At 71.2% G+C, this 21,154-nt stretch carries 17 protein-coding genes; 10 read left to right on the forward strand and 7 right to left on the reverse strand.

All coding sequences use genetic code 11. The features are described from left to right. Positions 1-919, reverse strand: a 919-nt coding sequence (locus DO944_RS14645; protein WP_112617937.1) for an ABC transporter substrate-binding protein, incomplete at its 3' end; no start/stop codon positions are given. 316 nt (positions 920-1,235) lie between these two features. Here DO944_RS14645 and bsh point away from each other — a divergent pair. The 5 genes from bsh to DO944_RS14670 all read left to right on the forward strand — a co-directional run bounded on the left by bsh (position 1,236) and on the right by DO944_RS14670 (position 5,789). Then, positions 1,236-2,213: a choloylglycine hydrolase gene (bsh, locus tag DO944_RS14650; RefSeq protein ID WP_112617866.1), complete on the forward strand. Its 978-nt coding sequence runs from the start codon at positions 1,236-1,238 to the stop codon at positions 2,211-2,213. Between the two features lie 139 nt (positions 2,214-2,352). Next, positions 2,353-2,523 carry a CsbD family protein gene (locus DO944_RS14655; RefSeq protein WP_094260399.1) on the forward strand — a complete coding sequence of 57 codons (171 nt, stop codon included), beginning with the start codon at positions 2,353-2,355 and terminating at the stop codon, positions 2,521-2,523. 159 nt (positions 2,524-2,682) lie between these two features. Further along, the gene (locus DO944_RS14660; protein ID WP_146752072.1) at positions 2,683-3,054 is read left to right on the forward strand and encodes a sigma factor; all 372 of its coding nucleotides are present in this window, start codon (positions 2,683-2,685) and stop codon (positions 3,052-3,054) included. A 75-nt stretch (positions 3,055-3,129) separates the two neighbouring features. Beyond that, positions 3,130-4,140 (forward strand): LLM class flavin-dependent oxidoreductase, encoded by a 1,011-nt coding sequence (locus DO944_RS14665; RefSeq protein ID WP_112617868.1) that lies wholly within the window; start codon positions 3,130-3,132, stop codon positions 4,138-4,140. After that, entirely contained in the window at positions 4,137-5,789 is a 1,653-nt protein-coding gene (locus DO944_RS14670) for an alpha-amylase family protein (protein ID WP_112617869.1), read from the forward strand. Before DO944_RS14665 ends, DO944_RS14670 begins: the two co-directional genes overlap by 4 nt. A gap of 154 nt (positions 5,790-5,943) precedes the next feature. On the opposite strand, the gene DO944_RS14675 is transcribed toward DO944_RS14670, so the two are convergent. The 3 genes from DO944_RS14675 to DO944_RS14685 form a co-directional block, all read right to left on the reverse strand. Beyond that, positions 5,944-6,864 (reverse strand): hypothetical protein, encoded by a 921-nt coding sequence (locus tag DO944_RS14675; protein ID WP_112617870.1) that lies wholly within the window; start codon positions 6,862-6,864, stop codon positions 5,944-5,946. 6 nt (positions 6,865-6,870) lie between these two features. Then, positions 6,871-8,409, reverse strand: coding sequence for a polysaccharide biosynthesis tyrosine autokinase (locus DO944_RS14680; protein ID WP_112617871.1), 1,539 nt, complete (start codon positions 8,407-8,409; stop codon positions 6,871-6,873). A gap of 96 nt (positions 8,410-8,505) precedes the next feature. Further along, the gene (locus DO944_RS14685) at positions 8,506-9,105 is read right to left on the reverse strand and encodes a low molecular weight phosphatase family protein (protein WP_112617872.1); all 600 of its coding nucleotides are present in this window, start codon (positions 9,103-9,105) and stop codon (positions 8,506-8,508) included. A 23-nt stretch (positions 9,106-9,128) separates the two neighbouring features. On the opposite strand from DO944_RS14685, the gene DO944_RS14690 reads away from it, so the two are divergent. Together DO944_RS14690 and DO944_RS14695 are read left to right on the forward strand one after the other, a co-directional pair. Next, a complete protein-coding gene (locus tag DO944_RS14690) occupies positions 9,129-9,896 on the forward strand; it encodes a CPBP family intramembrane glutamic endopeptidase (protein WP_258524783.1) in 768 nt (255 codons plus the stop codon). Positions 9,897-9,921: 25 nt separating this feature from the next. Further along, a complete protein-coding gene (locus DO944_RS14695) occupies positions 9,922-11,568 on the forward strand; it encodes a hypothetical protein (RefSeq protein ID WP_112617874.1) in 1,647 nt (548 codons plus the stop codon). On the opposite strand, the gene DO944_RS14700 is transcribed toward DO944_RS14695, so the two are convergent. After that, positions 11,560-12,621: a HAMP domain-containing sensor histidine kinase gene (locus tag DO944_RS14700; protein WP_112617938.1), complete on the reverse strand. Its 1,062-nt coding sequence runs from the start codon at positions 12,619-12,621 to the stop codon at positions 11,560-11,562. The genes DO944_RS14695 and DO944_RS14700 overlap by 9 nt on opposite strands. Positions 12,622-12,672: 51 nt before the next feature. Continuing rightward, positions 12,673-14,370, reverse strand: coding sequence for a PAS domain-containing sensor histidine kinase (locus tag DO944_RS14705; RefSeq protein WP_181574271.1), 1,698 nt, complete (start codon positions 14,368-14,370; stop codon positions 12,673-12,675). A 228-nt stretch (positions 14,371-14,598) separates the two neighbouring features. On the opposite strand from DO944_RS14705, the gene rplM reads away from it, so the two are divergent. Genes rplM through glmM form a run of 3 tightly spaced genes read left to right on the forward strand, consistent with a single transcriptional unit; the run spans position 14,599 to position 16,930 of the window. Beyond that, positions 14,599-15,045 carry a 50S ribosomal protein L13 gene (gene rplM, locus DO944_RS14710; RefSeq protein WP_112617876.1) on the forward strand — a complete coding sequence of 149 codons (447 nt, stop codon included), beginning with the start codon at positions 14,599-14,601 and terminating at the stop codon, positions 15,043-15,045. A gap of 29 nt (positions 15,046-15,074) precedes the next feature. Next, on the forward strand, positions 15,075-15,566 hold the full coding sequence (rpsI, locus tag DO944_RS14715) for a 30S ribosomal protein S9 (RefSeq protein WP_023954328.1): 492 nt from the start codon (positions 15,075-15,077) through the stop codon (positions 15,564-15,566). A gap of 5 nt (positions 15,567-15,571) precedes the next feature. Next, positions 15,572-16,930: a phosphoglucosamine mutase gene (glmM, locus tag DO944_RS14720; protein ID WP_112617877.1), complete on the forward strand. Its 1,359-nt coding sequence runs from the start codon at positions 15,572-15,574 to the stop codon at positions 16,928-16,930. 72 nt (positions 16,931-17,002) lie between these two features. On the opposite strand, the gene DO944_RS14725 is transcribed toward glmM, so the two are convergent. Next, complete coding sequence (locus DO944_RS14725) at positions 17,003-21,055, reverse strand: IPT/TIG domain-containing protein (protein ID WP_112617878.1); 4,053 nt, start codon at positions 21,053-21,055, stop codon at positions 17,003-17,005. Positions 21,056-21,154 lie beyond the last annotated feature (99 nt).

The raw sequence follows: 21,154 nt of genomic DNA on the forward strand, positions 1-21,154 counted from the left end.
CGATGTAGGTCTTGTCGACCGACTCGCCCGCGACGACGGACTTCACGACCTCGGCCGTCTTCTCGCCGAGCAGCGGGTTGCACTCGACGATGTAGTTGAACTCGCCGTTCGCGAGAGCGGTCATGCCGTCCTTGACCGCATCGATCGTCACGATCTGGATGTCGGTGCCCGGCTTCATGCCGGCCGCCTTGATGGCGTCGAGGGCACCGAGACCCATGTCGTCGTTGTGAGCGAAGAGCACGTTGATCTCGGAGCCGAACTTCTGCAGGAAGCCCTCCATCACGGTCTTGCCCTCGGCGCGGGTGAAGTTGCCGGTCTGCGAGTCCAGCACCGTGATGTCGGTGCCGGCCACGGCGGCGTCGAAGCCGGTCTGCCGGTCGGTCGCGGCGGACGATCCGGTCGTCCCCTCGAGGATCACCATGTTCGTCGGCTTCGAGCCGAAGTTCTCGGCGACCCACTCGCCGGCGGTCTTGCCCTCCTGCTCGAAGTCGAGCCCGATCCAGCTGGCGTAGAGGTCCTCGGATGCCGAGACCGTGCGGTCTTCGAGGATGACGGGGATTCCGGCATCCTTCGCCTCCTTCAGCACGTCGTCCCAGCCGTCGCTGACGATGGGGGCCAGGACGATCGCGTCGACGCCCTGGTTGATGAAGCTGCGCACCGCGGCGATCTGCGCCTCGGGCTTGTTGTCGGCGGCGTTGAAGATCAGGTCGAAGCCGTTCTCAGCCGAGAACGCCTCCTTGATCGACTCGGTGTTGGCGCTGCGCCATCCGCTCTCGGAGCCGGTCTGGGCGAACCCGACCGTGATGACGTCGTCGCCGCCGGACGCGCCGGGGGAGCTGGAGCTCGCGCACGCCGTGGCGCTGAGCGCAACGACGCCGAGCATGGCGATCGCGGTGACGACGGACTTCACCTGGGACATCGGAAACCTCCTCGTTTCGTCCGGCGGCGTCGCCGGATCTCTGATGCGTGTCACCTCTCGGGGACGCTCGAATGTTAGCGCTCACAACACGGGTGCTGTCAAGAGCGTCTCGGGTCACGAATGCGCAACGCCAGGGGTTCTGCGCCATAGGTCGCCTCGGTGATCCGTTTCATCGAGGTGAGCGCTCACAAGAGCGGTGGGCCATGACTGCACCGAGCGGCGATGCCGGTGTCAAGTGCCCTACCGAGCGTCGCGCGGATCGGGATAGGGCTGGGCCAGGGCCGAGGGGCGGCCCGTCACGACAGGAGGCGGCACCGTGTGCACAGGAGTCAGTTACACCACCCGCGATCACTACTTCGGCCGGAATCTCGACCTCGAGTTCTCGTATCACGAGGAGGTGGTCGTGACCCCGCGGAACTTCCCGTTCCGGTTCCGCCGGGTCGACCCGCTCGAGACGCACCACGCGATCATCGGCATCGCGACGATCGCCGACGGGTTCCCGCTCTACTACGACGCGGTCAACGAGCGCGGCCTCGGCATGGCGGGGTTGAACTTCCCCGACAACGCCGACTACAAGCCCGAGGCGCCGGGCTCCACCAACATCGCGTCCTTCGAGTTCATCCCCTGGGTGCTCGGACGATTCGAGACCGTCGACGAGGTCGAGGCCGCCCTGGCTGACGTCACGATCATCGACGTCTCGTTCAGCGAGGCCTTCCCGGCGTCGCCGCTGCACTGGATCATCGCCGACCGCTCGCGTTCGATCACGGTCGAGAGCGTTCGGGAGGGTCTGCGCGTCTACGACAACCCGGTCGGCGTTCTCACCAACAACCCGACCTTCGACATCCAGCTGTTCGGCCTCAACAACTACATGCACCTGTCGACCTATCCGCCGGAGAACCACTTCTCGCCGGAGCTGCCGCTGGATCGCTACAGCCGCGGCATGGGGGCGATCGGGCTCCCCGGCGATCTCTCCTCGTCCTCCCGGTTCGTCAAGGCCGCTTTCACGCGGATGAACTCCGTCGCGGGCGAGTCGGAGTCGGAGTCGATCAGTCAGTTCTTCCAGATCCTCGGATCCGTTGCGCAACAGCGCGGGTGCGTCCACGTCGGCGAGGAGGGGAAGTTCGAGATCACCATCTACTCGTCGTGCTGCAACACCGACACCGGCGTGTACTACTACACGACGTACGAGAACAGCCAGGTCTCCGGTGTCGACATGCATCGGGAAGACCTCGACGCCGACGCTCTCGTGCACTACCCGCTGGTGACGGGACAGCAGATCAACATGCAGAACTGACGGCTTTCATATCGCATTCGCGCCGGGAACGCGAGCGGGTGCGCGGGCGGAATCAGTCGACCTACCGTGTGATGACCGGGATGAATCGTCCCGGCATCCGGGGACCAGACCCGGACGCAGATCGACGGAAGGGGCCGATATGGGACTCGACGACAAGATCAAGAACGCAGCTCAGGACGTCGCCGGCAAGGCCAAGGAGGCCACCGGCAAGGCGACCGACAACGAGCGTCTCGAAGCCGAAGGTCACAAGGACCAGACCGCGGCCAACGTCAAGAAGGCCGGCGAGAACGTCAAGGACGCCTTCAAGTAAGACGCTCCCTCACGCGAGCGCCCCGGGTCCCCGAGACCCGGGGCGCTTCGCTGTGCGTGCGGCGCGCAGGATCCATTCATGTGAGTGGATCGACCTACCACGGGCACTCGCCGGACTCAAGCGCTTTCCGCCTCGACGCCGGTGGCGGACTATTCCCTCATGACAGACCTGCTCGCGCCGGACACGGCGGCGGACGAGCCCGCGCGTCCTGGCAGCGACGCCGAGCTCGGCGCGCTTCTCACCGCCGTCGCCGCCGGCGACCGGGCAGCGCTCGCCGATCTGTACGACGCGACGTCGGCCGCCGCCTTCGGGCTCGCGCTCCGGCTGACCGCGAACCGGGCGGCCGCCGAAGAGGTGGTGCGGGAAGCGTTCCTGACCGTCTGGCGCGACGCCCGCCGGTACGACCCCGGTGCGGGCCCGGTCCGCGCGTGGATCCTCGGGCACCTCTGGCGTTGCGTCCTCGACCGCGGTGGGCTGGCCGGGCTGCGCGAAGCGCTGACACGCGTCCGCGAGACGAGCGGGCCCGCCTGAGCGCCGGCCCCTACCGCACCCGAAGGCTTCGGGCAACCTGACGTCGTCGGGTGCGCGTGACCGAAAGACTGGGGCATGGCCTTCATCGGATATCACGCTTCGCACGAACAGCTCGCGCCCAGCGCGCTCCTGGAAGCCGTCATCGAAGCCGAGCGCATCGGCTTCGACGGGGCGTTCAGCGCTGACCATCTCGCCCCGTGGACGCCGCGTCAGGGGCATTCCGGGAACACGATCGCTTGGCTGGGGGCCGCGCTCGCGTCGACGCGCTTCCCCATCGGGTCCGTGTCGACTCCCGGGCAGCTCTATCACCCCGTCGTCAGCGCACAGGCGATCGCCACCCTCGCCGAGATGTTCCCCGGCCGCTACTTCGCGGCGCTCGGCAGCGGTGAGCTGCTCAACGAGCACGTCACGGGGGCGCCCTGGCCATCCAAGGACGAGCGCACGGCGCGCCTGGGAGAGTGCGTCGACGTCATGCGGGGGCTGCTCGCGGGTGAGAAGGTCGATCACGACGGCCGTGTCCGCGTGCACGAGGCCCGTCTGTGGAGCCTGCCCAGCGGACCGGCGACGCTCATGGCCACGGCGGCCTCGCCCGAGACGGCGCGCTGGGCTGCCGGGTGGGCCGACGGCCTCGTCACGGTCGGGACGAGCCGCGAGCAGGTCGCCGAGATCGTCGACGCCTACCTGGATGCCGGCGGCCTCGGTCCCACGTGCCTGCAGGTCCACATCGCCCTCGCCGGCTCATCGGACGAAGCCGCTGCGCTCGTGCGCGACCAGTGGCTCCACGGCGTCGTGACGCCGCCGGAGGCATGGGACATCGCTCAGCCGGAGGACTTCGCGGCCCGCGCGGGCGACCCCACCGACGCCGAACTCGCCGAGCACGTCATCGTCGCAGTCGACTCGCCGAGCGGGATCGCCGAGCTGGCGGACCGTCTCGCCGGTCTCGTCGACACCGGCTTCGACCGGCTCTACATCCACGAGATCTCCCAGGACCAACGTGCCTTCCTCGGCGAGCGTGCGGGGGCGCTCCTGCGCGCGCTGCGCGAACGGCTCGGCGCCGGCACCGACCTCCCCGGAGGCGCACGATGAAGATCTCCGACACGAGCGACCTCTGGTGGAAGAACGCGGTGCTGTACTGCGTGGACGTCGAGAAGTACCTCGATGACGACGGCGACGGCGACGGCGATCTGCAGGGCCTCGCTCGGCGGCTGCCCTACCTCGCCGACCTCGGTGTCACCTGCCTCTGGCTCATGCCCTTCTACCCGACGCCCGGACGCGACAACGGCTACGACGTGTCGGACTACTACGGGGTCGATCCTCGGGTGGGGTCCCACGGCGACTTCGTCGAGCTCATCCGTACCGCTGAGGACCGCGGCATCCGGGTCATCGTCGATCTCGTCATGAACCACACCTCCGACCGGCATCCCTGGTTCCTCTCGGCGCGCGAGAGCCGCGACTCGCCCTACCGCGACTTCTACGTGTGGCGGGACGAGATCCCCGACGACCCCCGTGAGACGCAGTTCCCCGGCGAGGAGGACGGCGTCTGGGAGTGGGACGAGAAGACCGGGCAGTACTACCTCCACAGCTTCTACGCCCACCAGCCCGATCTGAACGCCGAGAACCCGGCCGTCCAGCGCGAACTCGCGAAGGTCATGGGCTTCTGGCTGCAGCTGGGAGTCTCCGGCTTCCGGGTGGACGCGGTGCCCTCGTTCGTCTCCTCGCCCGAGCGCCGCGAGCCGCAGCGTGATCACGATGTCCTGCGCGCGCTGCGGCGCTTCGCCCAGCGGCGCTCGAGCGCGGCGATGCTCGTGGGCGAGGTCAACGTCCCGCACGATGAGCAGGCGGCGTACTTCGGGGCCGACGGCGACGGCGAACTGCACATGCAGTTCGACTTCGCCAGCAACCAGGCGCTGTATCTCTCGCTCGCGCGAGAAGACCCGCAGCCACTGCGCTCCGCGCTCGAGAGCCGGCCCGACATCTCGACGATCTCGCAGTGGGCGAACTTCGTCCGCAACCACGATGAGCTCACCCTCGATCAGCTGTCGGACGCCGAGCGCGAAGAGGTCTTCGCCGCCTTCGCCCCCGAGGAGTCGATGCAGGTCTTCGGGCGCGGCATTCGGCGACGCCTCCCTCCGATGCTGGGCGGCGATCCGCGCCGCATCCGCCTCGTCTACAGCCTGCTCTTCTCGCTCCCCGGAACACCGGTGCTGCTGTACGGCGAGGAGATCGGGATGGGTGAGAACCTCGACATCGACGAGCGGGACGCCGTCCGCGTGCCGATGCAGTGGCGTCCCGACGGCGGATTCTCCACCGCCGCCGCGAGCGCGCATCCGCTACCGTCCCCCGAAGGGCCGTATGGGCCCCAGCACGTGAACGTCGAGGCGCAGCTCATGGCCCCCGACTCGCTGTTCGCGTTCGTCCGCGGGCTCGCACGGAGCTACCGGCAGTCTCCGGAGATCGGCTGGGGCGACCTCGAGCTCGTGCCCGCCACCGCGCCGTCCGTTCTCGCGCACGGCGCCCGCACGAGCGAGAGCCGATTCGTCGCCGTGCACAACTTCGCGGGGGAGCCGGTCGCCTTCGAGATCGACCTCGGCGAAGAGCCCGACGGCACCGAGCTCGTCTGCCTGGCCTCGGGTGAGAGCTGGGCGCTCGAGGGGGCCACGGTCTCGATGGAGCTCGACGGCTACGGTGCGCGCCGCCTGCGCGTCACGCGCCCGGGTGACGGGCGCCTGCGCTGAGGGGGTTAATCCGCGGGTGAAGCCTCGGGTGAAATCCTCCCCGGGGGGCGGTGTGCGCGTCCGGTTCGCGAGCAGGATGGGGACGAGAGCCCGGGAGACGGGGAACGGACGGCCGGGGGGATCGTCCGTTCCCCGCCTCCGGGCCCCGTCGGTGCTAGCGGGCGATTGTCGTCACGGCATCGCCCGACCACACGATGACCTCGTCGTCGAACGCGGCGATCGCCGCAGGCGCGGCCGGATCGCTGTCGGGGATGCACTCGGGGGCCGAGGCCGTGCCCGCCGCGTCGACCCACGTCAGGGCCAAGGTTCCCGCGCAGGCATCCGTCCCGGCGCTCACGAGCGCGGTCGCGCGGCCCAGGACATCGAGAGCGACGACATCCGCGAGCGGCAGAGGAGCGAACGCACCGCTGCCGACGCGGGTGTGGGCGACCCCGTCGCACACCAGAGCGGTCTGCTGCGCCCCCACTCGCACGCTGGCGGGGGTGGCGCAGGGGACCGCGACCTCGCCCGAGGGCGACGCCAGCACCGTGGGTGCGGAGCCCGAGGGATAGGTCGCTCGCGCCAGGAGATCGGGGTACGGGTCCCAGAATCGGCCCTGCGTGTACGTCCGCAGCAGCTGGGGAGAGCAGTCCGCCGCATCGGCGATCAGCTCGGCCTCGGTGCCGGACAGACCCGACAGCGCGCGGACCTGAGCGATGCCGCGGGAACGCGGGGTGACGTCTACCCAGGTGGTGCCGCCGTCGTCTGATCGCTCGACGACCGGTTCGCCGGCGCCGCAGGCTCCCGCCGTCGCGCGCCACAGCATGCCCTCGGCTGAGCGAGCGAGGAAGCGCTCCTCGGCACCGCCCGTGGCGGGGGTCGCGCTCGACGACGGTGAAGCGCTCTCGTCCGGCCCCGGCCCCCGGAACGAGAAGGTCGGCACGGGGCCCGCGGTCGGCGCGCCCGACGGCTGCGGACTGCGGTCGTGCTGCAGCGCCAGCGCCGTGAGCGCGATCACGACGAGCGCGAGCGCGCCGACGCCGGCCACCGACAACGCGCGGGCGATGGGCGGTGCGGTCAGGTCACGTCGCGTCATGCGCCATCAGCTCGCAGAAGGACCGGAGCGGCGGGACTCGTCGGAGGAGCGAGCGCGGAAGCCGAGGTCATCGAGCGTCGGAGCCGGACCGGTCTCGACCGGCTCGGCGCGGCGTCCCCGACGACCACGCGGCTGCTTCGCCGGGGCGGCGGGCTTGCCGCGGCGAGCCTCGCGGGCCGCGTTCTCCTCCTGCGTGTAGCCGTAGCCGTAGCCGTAACCGCCGTAGTACGCGTCGGGCCCGCGGGTGGGCACCATCGTCAGCACCACGCCGGCGACCTTGGCGTCGACGGTCTGGAGAGCGTCGATGGCACCCGTGAGCTGGTGGCGGGTCGTCCGGCCCGCCGCGACGCCGACGATCGCTCCGCTGGTCGCACGGGCGAGGATGGCCGCGTCCGTCACGGGCAGGAGCGGCGGGGCGTCGCACAGCACCACGTCGAAGTCGCGCTCCAGGACCTCGAGCAGCTGACGCATCTGGGGCGATGCGAGCAGCTCGCTCGGGTTCGGCGGGATCTTGCCCGACGGCAGCACATACAGGCTGCGACCGCCCCAGGGCAGCATGACGTCGCCCAGGCGTGCTCGGCCGATCAGCACATCGGTGAGGCCCGCTCCGCCCTCGAGGCCGAGATACTCGTCGACCTTCGGCTTGCGCAGGTCGGTGTCGAGCAGGGCGACCTTCTTGCCGGCGTCGGCGAGGGCGATCGCGAGGTTGATGGTCGTGGTCGACTTGCCCTCGCTCGGCACCGAGCTCGTGACGACGAAGCTGGAGCGGCCGCCCATGTCGAGGAACTGCAGGTTGGTGCGCAGCGCCCGGAACGATTCCGCGCGGGGGCTCAACGGATCGGCGTGCACGATGAGCGGCCGGTCCTTCGCCTTCGGGTCGAAGGCGATGGCGCCGATGAGGGGCGACTCGGTGACCTGCTCCACATCGCGCGAGCTGCGGATGCGGGTGTCGAGCACGGTGCGCAGGACCGCGATCCCAATGCCGAGCGCCAGGCCCACGAGGAGGCCGAGCGCGAGGTTGAGGGGAACGTTCGGGCTCGACGGGCTGAGGGCGGGCTGGGCGTCGCGGACGCGCGACAGCTGAATGGGGCTCGCCCCCGACTCGCTCGCGGGCTCGATCGCGGGGACCGCCGCCGACAGGCTCGCAGCCAGGGCGTTGGCGATGTCCGCCGCCGCGACCGGATCGGTGTCGACCACGGTGATCGTGATGAGCGTCGTGTTCAGGGCGGCGCTCGCGTTCACCTTCTCGGCGAGCTGGCCCGCCGTCGTCCCGAGGCCGAGCTCGGCGATCACCGGGTTCATCACGATCGGTGTCGAGACGAGGCCGACGTACGTGTTGATCCGCGCCTGCGCGAACGTCGACCCCTGCTGCAGCTCGGCGACGCTGCCGGAGGTCTGCGTCGAGACGAAGACCGTGCTGGACGATTCGTAGGTGGGCGTGCGCGTCAGCGAGTACGCAGCCGCGGCGCCCACACCGACGAGGGTGACCACGAGGATCACGATCCAGTTCTTGCGGAGGATGCGAATGTAGTCGGAGAGCTCCATGCTGCCCTTCGGTGCGCGCCACGAGGGCATCGGCGGAAACTCGGATCAGTCTGCCACAGCCATGTTTCCGGCCGGGGTCGGATCGCGCACCTCGGATCAGAAGGTCGTCGCGACCGCCACGACGCGCACCACCTGGTCGATCGCGGGATCGAGCTGCGCCGCCGACGTCTCATATGTCGACCACGACCGGCGGTAGGGGTCGACGACGTCATCGTCCGTCGGATCGGCGGGCGGGAGGACGAGGCCGCGCTGGCCCGCGACCGCTGCGACCGCCGCCCGCAGTCTGCCCGCGGCATCCTGGTCGGCCGCCGTCGCGACGGCCCCCTGCAGCGCGGCGTCCGACAGCGACGAGGCCAGGCGCGCGAACTCGCGCACGGTGAACGCCACGCGTGTCCGCGCGGGGACGAGCTCCGCCACGGCGCGCCGGTGCTCGCGGGCCATCGCCAGGACGAGGTCGGCCGAGACGAGGTGCTGCTCGGTCAGGAAACGAGCCCGGTGCGCCTCGGCATCCGAGGCCGAGATTCCGCGCGCCAGCGCCAGGCGCTGCGCCTCGGGCGTCATCCCGTGATCGGCCAGGCCTCGCGTCCCGGCGCTCGTGACGCGCACTCCCCGGTCGGCCAGACGAGTCTGGAGCATCAGAGCCGCCAGGGGCGAACGGCAGATGTTCCCCGTGCAGATGGTCGCGATCTCGATCATGGGACCTCCGCTAACGTGGGCGCGTGCACACCCACCCTAGCGAGCCGGTCGCGACGACGTCGCGGCGCCCACGTCACCGTCGCGTCGACTGGCGCCAGGGCGGATCGAGCGTGCGCCGGTGGCGCGAGATGATGCTCGCCTGGGCGCTCGTGAGCCTGGGCGCGGGAATCCTGCTGGGGTATCTCGTGCTGTGGCTCCAGCCCGCGGCGTCGTGGTCGGGCCTCGCCGCGACGGCGGCGCTCTGGCTCGGGATGCTGATCCCCGTCGTCCTCGCGCTTCGAGTCTCGCGACCCGCGGGTCTCCTCCGGTTCCGAGCCGCCGACCTCCTCATCGGGCTCGGCTTCGGCATCGTGCTCCGTCTGGTGCAGGGGCTCATCCAGCAGGGGGTCGAGGGGCAGGCCCGCTTCCCCGGGCTCCTGCTCGTCGACGGGCGGCTTCCCGCGAGCTGGTGGCTGACGGATGCCGCCGCCGCGGGGCTGGTCGCCCCGGTCCTCGAGGAGTTCTTCTTCCGCGGGGTCATGCTCGTCGCGGTCTACACGCTGCTGCGCCGGGGCGCGGGGCCGGCCACGGCCGGCGTGGCGGCACTGCTGGTGTCGACGGCCGTCTTCCTCGTGAGTCATCTCGTCGGCGGGGCCCTCGGTGTCGACGGCGTCCTCTCGATCGCGCTGGTCGGGGTCGTGTGCGCCGGCCTCGTCCTCCTGACCGGGCGCATCTGGACCGGCGTCGTCGCACACGTCGTGTTCAACCTCTCGGGCGTGGGCCTCGCCCTCGTCGGGGCGTTCGCGGGCTGAGAACGCCGGGGAGCGCGGAGCCGGCATGACGACCTGGTGGAACGCGGTCTCCGGGGGCGCCTTCTACACGCGGTGGAGCGCGGCGGTGTCGCTGCTGGTGGCCGGTGTGTTCTCCGTGCCGTCCGTCGGGGGTGCCGGAATCGAGGCGTACCTGCGCGGTGCCACGGTGGCCGTCCTCGGCTGGTCCGTGCTCGCGGCGATCGTCGTCCCCGTCGCCGCGGCCGAACGGCGGCTCGCGTCACGTCCCGCCCGCGGCGCCGTCGTGCTCGCGGCGCTCGTCGTCGTCGCGACGATCCGGCCCGCCGTCAACGACGCCATCAGTGCCGCGCTGTTCGACATCGTCCCGAGCGGTCCGGCGTCGTCGCGGATCGCGACCAACCTCGTCACCGCGCTCGCACTGCTGTCCATCGTCGCCGTCATCACGTCGCGTCACGCCGCCGCGCGGGCGGCCGCCGACCGGCTGCGCGCGGCGCTCGTGCGGGTCGAGCGCGCGGAGGCGCGCCGGCAGCATGTCGCGGCCGAGGCCCGGGCCGCGCTCGTGGCGGGCATCGCGGCCCTGCGCCGCTCACGCGAGCGGATGCTCGCCGGCCCGATCGATTTCGACGCCGTCCGCACCTTCTCGGAGGATGTCCGCGGGCTCAGCCACCGCGTCGACCGCGTGTTGCGCGAGCGCGACGACGAGCGCGACGACGAGCGCGACGACGCCGGCCCCGCGTCGCACGAGAGAGGCCCGGGCCTGTCGATGCGGCTGGTCGCGCCGCCGTGGTTCAGCGTCGCGCCGCTCTACGCGCTGGCGTGCTTCCCCTACGCCGTCTCCGCCGGCGGCGTCGGCGTGGGCCTCGCCGGCATCGCAGGGGGAGTCGTCGTCGATGTCATCGCCGGCGGTGCGGTGCGCCGGTGGGCCCGGCCGCCGCGCCCGGTCGTCTTCCTGCTGGTGTGGATCGCCGCCGGGTGCGCGATGAGCGTCGTCACCTACCTCTTCCTCCCGCGCATCGGTGTGCTCGGCCTCGTCCCCGTGCTCGCCGTCCCCGTCGTCGCGGTGCTGGTCGGCCTCTGCCGCGACGCGCTGTCGCGCGCCCGTACCGATGAGCGCCGGGCGGCGGCCGGGCTCGCCGAGGTCGCACGCGAGGCCGCCGAGATCGATGAGAGCGCGGGCCCGCGGCGCGCCATCGACGTGCTGCACGGGCGCGCGCAGGGCGCCTGCGTCGTCTTCGCGGCCCGCGTCGACGAGCGCGCTCCGACCCCCGACGAGGTGGACGACTTCCGGTGCCGTACCGAGGCCGCGTTCGAGGAGATCCTCGAGGCCGGGGACCCCGAGCGGATGCCGGTGAGCGAGTCGCTGGATCGCCTGATCGAGGCGTGGGCGCCCGCCGTCGCGGTCACGCAGCGCATCGACGACGCGGTCCGGCTGCGGTTGAGCGACCCCGACGCGGCCGAGCGCGTCGTCTCCGTCGTCACCGAGGCGCTCGTCAACGCCGTCAAGCACTCCGGGGCACGGCGTGCCCGGGTGGTGGCGCGGGTCACCGGATCGGGTTCGCTGCTGCTGCGGGTGTCGTCGCCCGGGCGGCTCGGGCCCGTTTCCGGACGCGGTCTCGGGACCGTCGGGCGACGCGTGTACCAGGACGGCGACGACGTCGTCCTGGAGACGGTCATCACGCTGCCGTCACTGTGAGGGCGGCAGGCGCAGGGTGACGGTCGTCCCGGTTCCCCTGATGCTCTCGATGGATGCCTCTCCGCCGAGTCGTCGCGCGATGTCGCGGACGCTCGCGAGGCCGACGCCCGTGCCGCCGTCGCCCGGATCGGAGAGGCGGCCGCGGTGATAGGGCTCGAAGATCGAGGCGAGGTCGTCGGAGTCGATGCCCCGGCCGCTGTCGGCGACCGTCACCACGGCGGCATCCGGCTCCTCCGACACCGACACGACGATGGTGTCCTCGCTGTACTTGGCAGCGTTGTCGATGACGTTCGCGAGAGCGCGTCGCAAGAGCGCGCGATCGGTCGAGACGTGGGCGCGGCCGGCGCCGCGGACATCCACGCGCTCGTTGACGTCGCCCGGCAGCACGAGCTCCGCCGCCTCACGGGCGAGAGTCAGCAGGTCGGTCTCCTCGCTCTCATCGCCGTCGGTTCCCCGCACGTGCGCCGAGAGCTCCGCGGCCATGGCGATGATGTGGTCGGTCACGCGTGACACGTGCTGCAGCAGACCCGACTGCGCCTCCGGGATCTCGTCCTCGAGCAGGTCGACGTAGCCGCGCAGAGCGGTGATCGGCGAGAGGAGGTCGTGGGCGAAGGCCCGCAGGAAGCCGTCCTTCTCGTCGTCCAGGCGCTTGGCCTCGCTCAGGTCGCGCACGATCTTGACGAAGCCCGCGGGTTCGCCGTCGTCGTCGCGGACCGCGGTGATCAGCACATGCGCCCAGAACAGCGTGCCGTCGCCGCGCACCCGCCAGCCGGTGTCCTCGACCGACCCGTCGGTGCGTGCGGCGGCGAGCAGTCGCGCCGGCCGACCGCGCTCGCGGTCCTCGCGGCGGTAGAAGCGCGAGAACGACGTGCCGATGACCTCATCCGCGGGGTAGCGCTTCAGACGCTCGGCCCCGGGGTTCCATGACCGCACCACGCCGGCGTCGTCGAGCTCGACGATCGCGACCGACGTCACCTGCGCGGCCCAGTCGGTGGCCGTGCCCGCGAGGACGGCACCCGTCGCGCGGGCGTGGTCATAGGGGGAAGCGCTCATCGTCGTCGTCACCTCGAACGGGCCGAGTTGTCGAGAATCTCAGCGTCGAGGTCATTCTCCCGTCGTGACGAATGTGCCGCCCGCACTTGACAGGGGGTCGTCGAGTGCACGATCGTCGCGCGTCGCGCCGGGCAGCACGATCGCCATCGCCGTGCCGCCCGATGCCGAAGCGCCCACCCGAACACGCCCACCGTGCGCGACGACGGCGTTGCGGACGACCGAGAGGCCGATGCCGAACCCCTGGATCGCGTTCTGCCGGGCGTAGGGCGTCCGGTAGAACGGATCGAACACGCGCGTCCGCTCGATCGAGGTGAGCCCGGGGCCGTTGTCGCTGACGACGATGTGCACACCCGACTCGTCGACGCGCTGGCCGATGACGACCGCGGACGAGGGCGGGCTGAACTTCACGGCGTTGATCAGCAGCTCCTCGAGCGACTGGCGGATGCGCACCGGGTCGAGCACGACCCGGTCGTGCGTCGCACCGATCTGCTGGATCGAGCTGCCGCGACGCTCGGCGCGCGGCGAGACGGCGCGCACGGCCGAGGCGATCAGGTCGCTGAGCGTCACCGGACGTGGCGAGACCTCGGTGTCGGTCGACGCGGCGGCGAGCAGTTCGTTGATGCGGTCGGTGAGCACCAGCACGTTGCGCTCGACCAGCGAGAGGTAGCGCGTCGCTGCGGCGTCGTCGGGCCGGACGTGGTCGGTCAGAAGATCGAGGTAGCCGGTCACGCTCGTCAGCGGCGTCCGCAGCTCGTGCGACACCGTGCGGAGGAAGTCGTGTCGCAGCTGCGCGGCATCGGCCATCTCCGTCACGTCGTGGGCGACCACCAACGTGCCCAGGAGAGTCCCGTCGGCGCGGCGCACGCGGTCGGCGTCGGCGAGGATGGCCCGCTGCGCCGCCGGCGGGCCGACCCACTCGACGGCGTCGCTCACCTTGTCGCCGCGCAGGGCGCGGGGGATGAGTTGCTGATGATGGGGTACCGGCGTCGTGCGGTCCGCTGCCAGCACGGCGTCACCCGCGTAGGGAGCCTCGCTCAGCGAGAACCCCATCGCTCGGGAGAGGTCCTCGGCGGTGCGGTTCGCGAGCATGAGCCGTCCCGCGTCGTCGTAGAGGGCGACACCGCTGCGGACGGTGTCGAGCACCGTGCGCAGGACGAGTTCGTTGTCGCGGGCCCGGGCGAGCGCGCGCTCCCGTTCCTCGTGGGATGCGCGCAGGCGGCGGCCGCTGCGCCGCAGATGCTGGGCGGCGATGTTGACGACGACGGCGACGGCGAGGATGAGGCCCGGGAGGGTGAAGACGTTCGCCCACTCGAGCGGCGTGACCGGCCAGCTGCCGCGGACGAAGAAGGGGAGCGAGGTCATGAGCGCCGCCCCGCCCACGGCGGCGGTGAAGGCGATGGGCGGGAAGCCGTAGGCGATCCAGAGGATGGGGAAGATCGCCAGCATGCTGACACCGGGCAGGAGCCAGACCACCTCGGTGCGCACGAGCGCGACGGCGACGATGTCCGTCACGGCGAGGGTGACCAGCCAGGAGGGCGAGAACCGCTCCCACGGGAGGAGGGCGCCGGCCATCGACGCGAGGATGACGATCACGACCGCGGCGCACATGAACGGCGACGAGAGCGACTCTGGTGCTCCGAAGGCGAGCGCGACGATCACGACGAACGTGCCGACGACGAACGGCAGCTGCGCCCGCGTGAAGACGCGGATGCGACCGAGGCGAGAGCGCCGCAGTTCGAACAGGGGCATCCGGGGTCTCCGATCGGGGTGCATGAGAGATCGAGGACGGCCCGGGGGGACAGGCGCGGCTTTGATAACGTCGACAGATAGCGTACGCTGTCTCTTTGGTGCGCGTGCTACGCAGGCGTGCCGCTACGAACGTGAGCCCTCCACTGGCGTGTTCGTCCGATTTCGGACCAACCACCCCGGAGCGGGATTCACGAACTCCTCCGTTCGATTCAAGAAAGCAGCACTACTGTGACGCGCACTTTCACCCCCAAGGCTGGCGAGATCCAGCGCGAGTGGCTGGTCATCGACGCAACCGACGTCGTCCTCGGCCGCCTCGCCTCGCACGCCGCCGTCCTCCTCCGCGGCAAGCACAAGGCTTCGTTCGCCCCTCACGTCGACACCGGTGACTTCGTCATCGTCGTCAACGCCGACAAGGTGGCCCTGACGGGTCAGAAGCTCCAGAAGAAGATGGCCTACCGCCACTCGGGCTACCCGGGCGGCCTCAAGTCGGTCTCCTACGAGGAGCTGCTCGAGAAGAACCCCGTCCGCGCGGTCGAGAAGGCCATCCGCGGCATGCTCCCGAAGAACAGCCTGGGCCGCCAGCAGCTCTCGAAGCTCAAGGTCTACGCCGGTGCCGAGCACCCGCACGCTGCGCAGCAGCCCACCACCTACACCTTCGACCAGGTCGCCCAGTAAGCGCCGCGAAAACACTCAAGGAAACACTGATGGCGAAGATCGCTGACTCCCTCGAGGAGACCCCCCAGAACTACTCGACCGAGACGCCCGCCTCGGAGGCTGCTGCAGCCGCCGCGCCCCGTCCGGTCCTCTCGGTCCCCGGTGCCGCCGTGGGTCGCCGCAAGCAGGCCATCGCCCGCGTGCGCCTCATCCCCGGTTCGGGCACGATCACGGTCAACGGGCGCACGCTCGAGGACTACTTCCCGAACAAGCTCCACCAGCAGCTCATCAACGACCCGTTCACGGTGCTCGAGCTCGCCGGCTCGTATGACGTCATCGCCCGCATCTCCGGTGGCGGCCCCTCGGGCCAGGCCGGCGCGCTGCGCCTCGGCATCGCCCGTGCGCTCAACGAGATCGACGCCGAGAACAACCGCCCGACCCTGAAGAAGGCCGGCTTCCTCTCGCGCGACGCTCGCGTCAAGGAGCGCAAGAAGGCTGGTCTCAAGAAGGCCCGTAAGGCTCCTCAGTACTCGAAGCGTTAAGCTCCGTGGCGCTGTTCGGTACGGACGGTGTTCGGGGGTTGGCCAACGGCCCCCTCACCGCCGAACTCGCACTCACCCTGGCCCAGGCGACTGCCGTCGTCCTGGGCCAGGGCCGTATCGCGGAGGCGCGCAAGGCAGCCGGCAAGAGGCTGACCGCCGTTGTGGCGCGCGACCCGCGCGTCTCGGGGGAGTTCCTCTCCGCCGCGGTCGCCGCCGGGCTGGCGTCCTCGGGAGTCGACGTTCTCGACGCCGGGGTGCTGCCGACGCCCGCTGCGGCGTTCCTCGTCAGCGACATCGACGCCGACTTCGGCGTCATGGTCTCCGCGTCCCACAATCCCGCGCCCGACAACGGCATCAAGATCTTCGCCCGCGGCGGGGTCAAGCTCCCCGACGAGGTCGAGCGCCGTATCGAGGAGGCCCTCGCCGGGCCCAAACTCCAGCCCACCGGCGCCGACGTCGGCCGCATCCGTGTTTTCGCCGATGCCGAGGACCGCTACGTCGTCCACCTGCTGGGCTCGCTGCCGCATACCCTCGACGGGCTGCACGTCGTGCTCGACTGCGCTCACGGAGCGGCATCCGGGGTGTCTCCGCAGACGTTCCGCGACGCGGGTGCGAAGGTCACTGTCATCGGTGCCGACCCGGACGGTCTCAACATCAACGACGGGGTCGGCTCGACCCACCTCGACCGCGTCGCAGCAGAGGTGATCCGGACCGGAGCCGACATCGGCATCGCCCACGACGGCGACGCCGATCGCTGCCTCGCCGTCGACGCCGACGGTCGTGTCATCGACGGCGACCAGATCATGGCGATCCTCGCCGTGGCGATGAAGCAGCGGGGGCGGCTGCCGTTCAGCACCCTCGTCGCGACCGTCATGAGCAACCTCGGTCTGCACCGGGCCATGGCCGAGCACGGCATCACCGTCGAGCAGACCGCGGTCGGCGACCGCTACGTGCTGGAGCGGATGAACCAGGGTCGCTTCGGGCTCGGCGGAGAGCAGAGCGGGCACGTCATCATGAGCCGCTACGCGACGACCGGCGACGGCCTGCTGACCGGGCTGCACCTCGCCGCCGAGATGGCGCGGCAGGGCAAGACCGCGGCCGAGCTCGCGGCCGTCATGACGGTGTATCCCCAGGTCCTCGTGAACGTCCGCGGCGTCGATCGCGACCGGGTCGAGAGCGACGCCGGCGTGCAGGATGCCGTCGCCTCGGCGTCCGCGCGCCTCGGCGACTCCGGCCGTGTGCTGCTGCGCGCCTCGGGTACCGAGCCCCTCGTGCGGGTGATGGTCGAGGCGACCACCGAGGCCGAGGCCCAGGCGATCGCCGACGAGCTCGCGGCCGTCGTGGCCGACCGCCTCGCGCTCTGAGTCGCCCTGACAGCCGAGCGGCCCCCTCCTCCTCGCGGGGGAGAGGGCCGCTCGTGCCGTCGGGCTCAGGGCTCAGGCGAGCCGGCGTCGCGCGATCATCAGCGCCCCGCCGAGCATGAGCAGCAGCGCCGTGATCGCGAGCGCGCCTGCCCCGTCGCCGTCCCCACCGGTGGCAGCGAGAGAGCTGCTGCCGGTGCCGCTCGATCCGGACGCGCCGGACCCGGCCGAACCGGCCGCGTAGGTGAACGCGCCCGGTTCGACGGCCGTGCCGCACTCGTCCGCGCCCACGACCGTGACCGGCACCGTGCCTGTCGTCGCAGCCGACGGTGAGATCGCGCGGATCACGCCGTCGTTGATCACCTCGAACTGTGCGGGCACCTCGCCGAACAGCACCGCGGTCGCCCCGGTGAAGCACTGCCCGGTGATGGTGACGACCGTTCCGCCCGAGATCGGGCCGGTGCCCGGCGCGACCCCTCCGATGTCGGCGACCGGGTAGAAGGTGAACACACCCGCGTCGCTCGACCCCGCCGGGGTGGTCACGACCACCGCGGCGTCACCCGCTGCGTGGGCCGGAGTGGTGACGCGCAGCTCGGTGTCCGACACGACGGTCAGAGCCGACCCCGCGACGCCGTCGAAGGTGACCGATGTCGTCCCCGTGAAGTTCGTGCCCGTGATGGTCACGACGGTTCCGCCCGTCTCGGGGCCGCGATCCGGGGCGATCGTGCCGATGACCGGCTCATCGGTGTACTCGTAGCCGTCCGGCAGCGTCTCGCTGCCGCACGCGGCAGCCCCCACGACCTCGACGTCGACCACGCCGGTGCCGGCCGGGACGACCGCGGTGATGCGCGTGTCGCTCTCGACGGTGAAGCTGGTCGCCGGCACGCCGCCGAAGAGGACCGCCGTCGCGCCCGTGAAGCACGAGCCCGTGATCACCACGGTGTTCCCGCCCTCTTCCGGTCCGCCCGGAGGAGTGACACCGTCGATCTCGGTTCCCGCGACGTAGGTGAAGTCGAACGGTGCGCTGTCGCCGTTCGGGTGGACCACCACGACGTCGACGAGTGCCGGCGCGTGCGCGGGCGTCGTCACCCGGATCTCGGTGTCGCTGACGACCTCGAGGTCGGTGCCGGCGAGCCCGTCGAACGTGACCGCGGTGGCTCCGAGGAAGCCTTCGCCGACGATCGTCACGACCGTGCCACCGTCCTCGGGCCCGATCGCCGGGTCGATCGACGTCACGGCGGGCACGTCCAGGTACTCGAAGTCGCCCGCGACGACGTCACCGCCGGGGTGGCTGATCACCACGGGAACCGTCCCGGGTGCGCCCGGAGGCGTCGTCACCCGGATCTCGGTGTCGCTGACCACCTCGAGGTCCATGCCGGCCGCCTCGCCGAAGCTGACGCCGGTGGTGCCCGTGAAGCCCTCGCCGTCGATCGTCACGACGGTCCCACCCGTCTCGGGGCCGGATGCCGGCTCGAGGCCGGTCACCACCGGCGGCGCCACGTACTCGTAGCCGTCGGGGATCTCCGCGGTGCCGCAGTCGCCCGCACCCACCACGACGACATCGACGGCGCCGGCCGTCCCCGCGGGGACGACCACCGTGATCTGAGTCGGCCCGTCGACGGTGAAGCTCGTCGCGGGGACTCCGCCGAAGGTGACTCCGGTGGCACCGGTGAAGCAGTCGCCCGTGATCACGACGGTGTTGCCGCCGGCCTCGGGCCCGCTGCCGGGGGTGACGTCATCGATCTCGGCGACGTCGAAGTACTCGAAGTCCAGCGGTGCGGACGCGCCCGCCTCGTTCGTGACCACGACGTCCACGACACCGGGCGCGTGGGCCGGCGTCGTGGCCTCGATGACGGTGTCGCTGACGACCTCGAAGTCGGTGGCGTCGATGCCGTCGAAGGTGACCGCGGTGGTCCCGGTGAAGTCCTCACCCGTGATCGTCACCACCGTGCCGCCCAGCTCGGTGCCGCGCTCCGGAGTGATCGCGGCGAGGGTCGGTGCACCGGGCTCGACGTAGACGAATCCGTCGTCGACGACGGTGCCGCCGCAGTCGGTGGGGTTGACGATCTCGACGTCGACCGCGCCCGCGGTTCCGGCCGGCGTCGTCACGGTCAGCTGCGTGTCGCTGACGACGGTGAGGTCGGTTCCGGCGACGCCGTCGAACAGGACGGCGGTCGTCCCGGTCAGACACGTTCCGGTGATCGTGACGCTGTCGCCGCCGAGCGTCGAGCCCGACGGCGGCGCGATCGCATCCACGGCGGTGACGTCGAAGTACTCGAATGCGAGCGAGTCATCGGCGCCGTCGACGTTCGTGACGGTCACCGGAACGACTCCGGCCGCGGCCTGCGGCGGAGTGACCGCGGTGATCGTCCCGTCCGGGTTGATCGTGAACGAATCGGCCGGAACGCCCCCGAAGTCGACCGCGGTCACGGAATCGAGTCCCGTTCCCGAGATGGTGGTGGTGGTTCCGCCGGTCACCGGGCCGCGAGCCGGGTCGATCGTCAGGTCCGCCGGAACAGCGAGCGGCACGGCCCGCACGGTCGCGGACGCGAGGTTCAGCTCCACGCCCAGGAGCGCGGGTGCGACGGCGACGACGAGCGCGCGCTGCGTAAAGGAGCCGTCGTCGAAGCCGCGCGGGTCGCGGAAGTCGCCCGGGGTCTCCTGGACGTTCGCGGTGAGCGACACGACATCCTGGAGCACGTCCACGAGCGGCGCGAGTGTCGTCACGGTGCCGGTCGCCGCCGTCGTGACGAGGTCCTCGATCCCGTCGGTGCTGAGCACGGTCTCGATGAGGTCGCCGACGGCCGGCAGGATCGAGTCGACCACGACATCGACGATCGGGGCGGCGAGCGGCCCGAGCGGCAGTCCGAGCAGCGTCCCGTCAGCGGTCACGACCGGTGCGGCCGAGCCGGGCGTGCCCAGCAGCCCGCCGACGGTGCCGTCGACGGTGATGGTGAGGTCGCCGACGCTCGGGGGCGCCAGCGGCAGCGCGACCGCGACACCGGTGTCGATCACGATGGTGGCCGCCGTGCCGTTGAGCGTCGCGGTCAGCGCCGTTCCGACGCGTGCGGGCAGCTGGGCGGTGAGGATGTCGCTGAGCGCAGCCGTCACCTCGCCGTTCAGGGTCGCCGCGTCGATGAGCTCGGTCCCGGGCGCCAGCGCGTTGAGGTCGTACACCTCGTCGAGGTCGATGACGATCTCGCCCGTGCTGAGAGTCACGGTCAGCGGGCCGGAGACGAAGGGAGTCGCCGTCGCCGTGTCCAGGACCCCGCTGAGGTCGAGAGCGAGTCCCGTGGTCACGGTCGGGTCCTCGAGGTCGACGAGGCCGCCGAGGGCGGTCTCGAGCACGGTGTCGATGCCGCCGAGCAGCCCGCCCACCGTCGTGTCGATGGGGCCGCCGGTCGCACCGAGCGCCGTGACGGACTCGCCGATCGTCGCGAGGTCGGCATCCAGCGCGGCGGTGAGGTCCGTCAGGGCGGGCGCGTTCGCGGAGACGAGCCCGCTGGCGATCTGATAGTCGCCGGTGGTCGTCACGCCGCCCGCCGCGCGGGTCGCGAGAGCGGATGCCGAAACCGCGCCCAGCTCCACCGACAGCTCGCTGATGAGCCCGTCGGCCCCCACGGCGCCGAGGACGGGCGTGAGGTTGAGCGTCGTGTTCTGGCCGGGGCTGCCGTCCCCGACGGCGATGGCGCCGTCGGCTGCCAGCAGGCCGGTCGCGGCGTACGCCTCGGCGGCGGTGCTCCGCTGATACTGCTCGGTCGCACCCACCGCGACGATGCTGTTCGGTCCGAACAGCTGCAGCCCGAGGCCGATGTCGATCGCGCTCAGCAGCGAGAGGTCGAGCGAGCTGAAGGACTCGGATGCCGGCGGGAAGGCGCCGTAGGCGCCGGCGAGGGCCGCCACGCTGTCCAGGTCGAGCGCTCCGCTGCTCGAGAGGAACACCGCCTCCGATTCCGCGCGGTCCGTGGGCGCCGCGATCGCCGCGCCGGCGCCGAGCGAGCCCGCCGTCAGGCCGAGCGCTGTTCCCGCCGCCAGGAACGGGAGCCAGCGTCGTGGCGGCCGGTCGGGTGCGCGTCCTCCCCTCCGGGTCGTGGGCCGCTTCCTCGTTCCCGTGCTCGCATCGACCACCGGGTCCCCCTCATCATCGAACGGAGCCGCGTGACCATCGTCACGCGGGCGACCGCGGCCCCGCGGGGCGCGCGTCTGCCGGAGAAGCTAGGGAGGGTC

It is taken from the genome of Microbacterium sp. SMR1 (assembly GCF_003289625.1).
GTDB classification, from domain to species: Bacteria; Actinomycetota; Actinomycetes; order Actinomycetales; family Microbacteriaceae; genus Microbacterium; species Microbacterium plantarum.